This window comes from Mycobacterium sp. (genome assembly GCF_035506235.1).
Classification (GTDB): Bacteria; Actinomycetota; Actinomycetes; order Mycobacteriales; family Mycobacteriaceae; genus Mycobacterium.
Window position 1 is genome coordinate 1 of the sequence record NZ_DATJPU010000150.1, and the last position, 2834, is coordinate 2834.

The 2834-nt window shown below is 70.7% G+C and carries 4 protein-coding genes and 1 pseudogene; all 5 read left to right on the forward strand.

Going from position 1 to position 2834, the window contains the following annotated elements; translation table 11 throughout:
* A pseudogene (locus VMD50_RS14010) lies at nt 1-266 on the forward strand (SDR family oxidoreductase); the annotation flags it as partial.
* Nucleotides 263-715 (forward strand): hypothetical protein, encoded by a 453-nt coding sequence (locus VMD50_RS14015; protein WP_325428344.1) that lies wholly within the window; start codon nt 263-265, stop codon nt 713-715. The pseudogene VMD50_RS14010 and the gene VMD50_RS14015, both read left to right, overlap by 4 nt.
* Before the next feature lie 9 nt (nt 716-724).
* Complete coding sequence (locus VMD50_RS14020) at nt 725-1843, forward strand: enolase C-terminal domain-like protein (protein ID WP_325428345.1); 1119 nt, start codon at nt 725-727, stop codon at nt 1841-1843.
* A gap of 89 nt (nt 1844-1932) precedes the next feature.
* Nucleotides 1933-2664, forward strand: a complete 732-nt coding sequence (locus VMD50_RS14025; RefSeq protein WP_414686066.1) for a PAS and ANTAR domain-containing protein — start codon at nt 1933-1935, stop codon at nt 2662-2664.
* Between the two features lie 7 nt (nt 2665-2671).
* On the forward strand, nt 2672-2834 hold a 163-nt coding region (locus VMD50_RS14030), incomplete at its 3' end, for an ATP-binding cassette domain-containing protein (RefSeq protein ID WP_325428347.1).

Below are 2834 nucleotides of genomic sequence, written 5' to 3' on the forward strand. Positions count from 1 at the left end.
TCGCGCCGCTGCTGGATCGCTACCTCGGCCGCACCGGATTCGACTCGCAGCAGACCGACGAACGCGTGAACGGCCGGCAGCCGGCCAACCTGTGGCAGCCGGTCGATCAGGAGCCCGGCAGCGACCACGGCGCCCACGGCGGGTTCGACGGCAAGTCCCACGCCCACAGCCCGCAGGTGTGGTTGTCCCAGCATCCCCTCGTCGGGGGCACCGGCGTGCTGGGGCTCGGGCTGGGTGCGCTCCTGGCGCTGCGGCGGGCGCGATGACGGCTTGGGCGCGAATCGTTTACGGGCTGGTGCTCCTCGCCGCGCCGAGTTCGCTGCTGCGGCTGGCGTCCGGCAAGGCCGCGACGGGCCGGGAGCGGACGGTGACCCGCATCCTGGGGGCGCGGCTGCTGACGCAGGCGGCGGTGACCGACGTGCGGCCCGACGCGGTGAGCGTGGCGCTGGGCGCCGAGGTCGACTTCGTGCACGCGGCCACGATGCTCGTCTGGGCGGCCGTCGACCGCGGGTCGCGGCGGTTGACGCTGCTGAGCGCCGCAACCGCCGGCCTGTTCGCCGTGGCCGGCGCGGCGCAGGCGCGGCGGACGCCCGTGGTGGCGGACGCCCCGACCGGCGACGCGCTGGCCATCCTCGTCCGGCTGCGCCACAGCATCGCCGAAGCGGTTGCGCGGCACACGATGCCGGGCGACGTTCGCGCCGCCCTCAAAACCTAGGAGTCCCTGATGTCACCAAGCACGCGGATCGACGCCTGCATCGACGAGGTGACCGCGCAGGCCTACGAAATCCCCACCGACGCACCGGAAGCCGACGGCACCTTCGCCTGGTCGTCGACCACGCTGATCCTGGCCGAGGCGGTCGCGGGCGGCCGGCGCGGGCTCGGCTACACCTACGCCGCCGGGGCGTGCCGCGAGCTGATCACCGGGCCGCTCGCCAGCGCGGTCAAAGGGCACAGCGCCCTCGACATCACCGGCGCCTGGGACTCGATGGTCCGGGCGATCCGCAACAGCGGGCGCCCCGGCCTGGTCTCCTGCGCGATCTCGGCGGTCGACACCGCGCTGTGGGATCTCAAGGGCAAGCTCCTCGACATCCCGGTGTGCCGGCTGCTCGGCGTGGCGCAACCCGATGTGCCGATCTACGGCAGCGGCGGCTTCACCACCTACGACGAGCGCGAGACCCGCGCCCAATTGGAGCGCTGGGTCGACACCTGGAAGATCCCCCGCGTCAAGATCAAGATCGGCGAGTCGTCGGGCTCCGACGAGCGCCGCGACCTGGACCGAATCGCGCTAGCGCGCAAGGTGATCGGGCCCGACACCGAACTGTACGTCGACGCCAACGGCGGCTACCGCCGCAAGCAGGCGATCCGGGTTGCCCACGCCATGGCCGACCACGACGTCACCTGGTTCGAGGAACCCGTGTCGTCCGACGACCTCGCCGGGCTGCGGGAGGTGCGCGACCAGGTGACCCCGGACGTCACCGCCGGCGAATACGGCTACGACCTGACGTATTTTCGCCGCATGCTGGCCGCCGAAGCGGTCGACTGCCTGCAGATCGACGTCACCCGCTGCGGTGGCATCACCGACTGGCTGCGGGCCGCGGCCGTCGCCGCCGCGCACAACGTCGACGTCTCGGGGCACTGCGCCCCCAACCTGCACGCCCACGTCGCCGCCGCGATTCCCAACCTGCGCCACCTGGAGTACTTCCACGACCATCACCGCATCGAGCAGATGCTCTTCGACGGCGCCCTGCCCCCCGACGGCGGGGCGTTGCGGCCGGATCAGCACCGGCCCGGCCTGGGGCTCGCGTTCAAACACCGCGACGCCGAGCAGTACCGGGTCGGGTGACGGGCCCCGCGGCGTCTGTAACCGCGCATGAAGCGGCCCAAAATGGGCATTGATAGGCAAAAGCATCAAGCACTGTGGGAGGACACGCGATGACTGTGAACTTCGACGACGAAACCACTCAGCGTCGCAACGGGGAGGCAGACGGCGCGACGTCGCCCTCCGAGGCGCTGATGTCCGACCTCATGTCTGATGCCGTCGAGGAACAGGAGCTGGGCGCCGTCGACCTGGTCCTGGGGCTGGGCGAGCCGCAGCGCGTCGGCAGGTTCCGGTTTTTCATGGACGGCCAGCGCTGGGAGTGGTCGGACGCCGTCGCGCGCATGCACGGCTACGAGCCCGGACAGGTCGAGCCCACCACGGAACTGTTGCTCCAGCACAAGCACCCCGAAGACCGGGAGCGCGTCGCGGCCGTGCTGGACCACGTGCTCAAGGGAAAGCCGTTCAGCAGCCGGCACCGGATCATCGACACCACCGGACACACCCGCTGCGTCGTCGTCGCGGGTGACCGGATGCTCGATGACAGCGGCGCGCTGGCCGGCACATCGGGTTTCTACGTCGACGTCACCGACTCACTGCACACCGACATCACCAACGTCCTGGAGGCGGTGGCCGACGCTCGCGCCCGGATCGAGCAGGCCAAGGGCGTGCTCATGGCCGCCTACGGCATCACCGCGCAGCGCGCGTTCGAGATCCTCGTCTGGCGTTCCCAGGAGATGAACCTCAAGGTGCGCGACCTCGCCGGCCGCTTCCTGGACGCAGTGGCCGGCACCGCGTCGGCGGACACCCGAACCCACGTCGACCGTGCCCTGCTGACTCTCGAATAATGGCCGGGTGGCGCACCTACTGGGAGCCGAGGCCGTCCGCCTGCAATACCCGACTCAGTTGGTGTTCGAGTCCGTCACCCTCGGTGTCAACGACGGCGCGCGCATCGGCATTGTCGGGCGAAACGGGGACGGCAAATCCAGCCTGCTGGGCCTGCTGAGCGGTCAGCTGC

Excerpts from the sequence above, each read along its gene's own strand:
- VMD50_RS14015 (WP_325428344.1), top strand. The coding sequence starts at position 263 with ATGACGGCTTGGGCGCGAATCGTTTACGGGCTGGTGCTCCTCGCCGCG.
- VMD50_RS14020 (WP_325428345.1), top strand. The coding sequence starts at position 725 with ATGTCACCAAGCACGCGGATCGACGCCTGCATCGACGAGGTGACCGCG.
- VMD50_RS14025 (WP_414686066.1), top strand. The coding sequence starts at position 1,933 with ATGACTGTGAACTTCGACGACGAAACCACTCAGCGTCGCAACGGGGAG.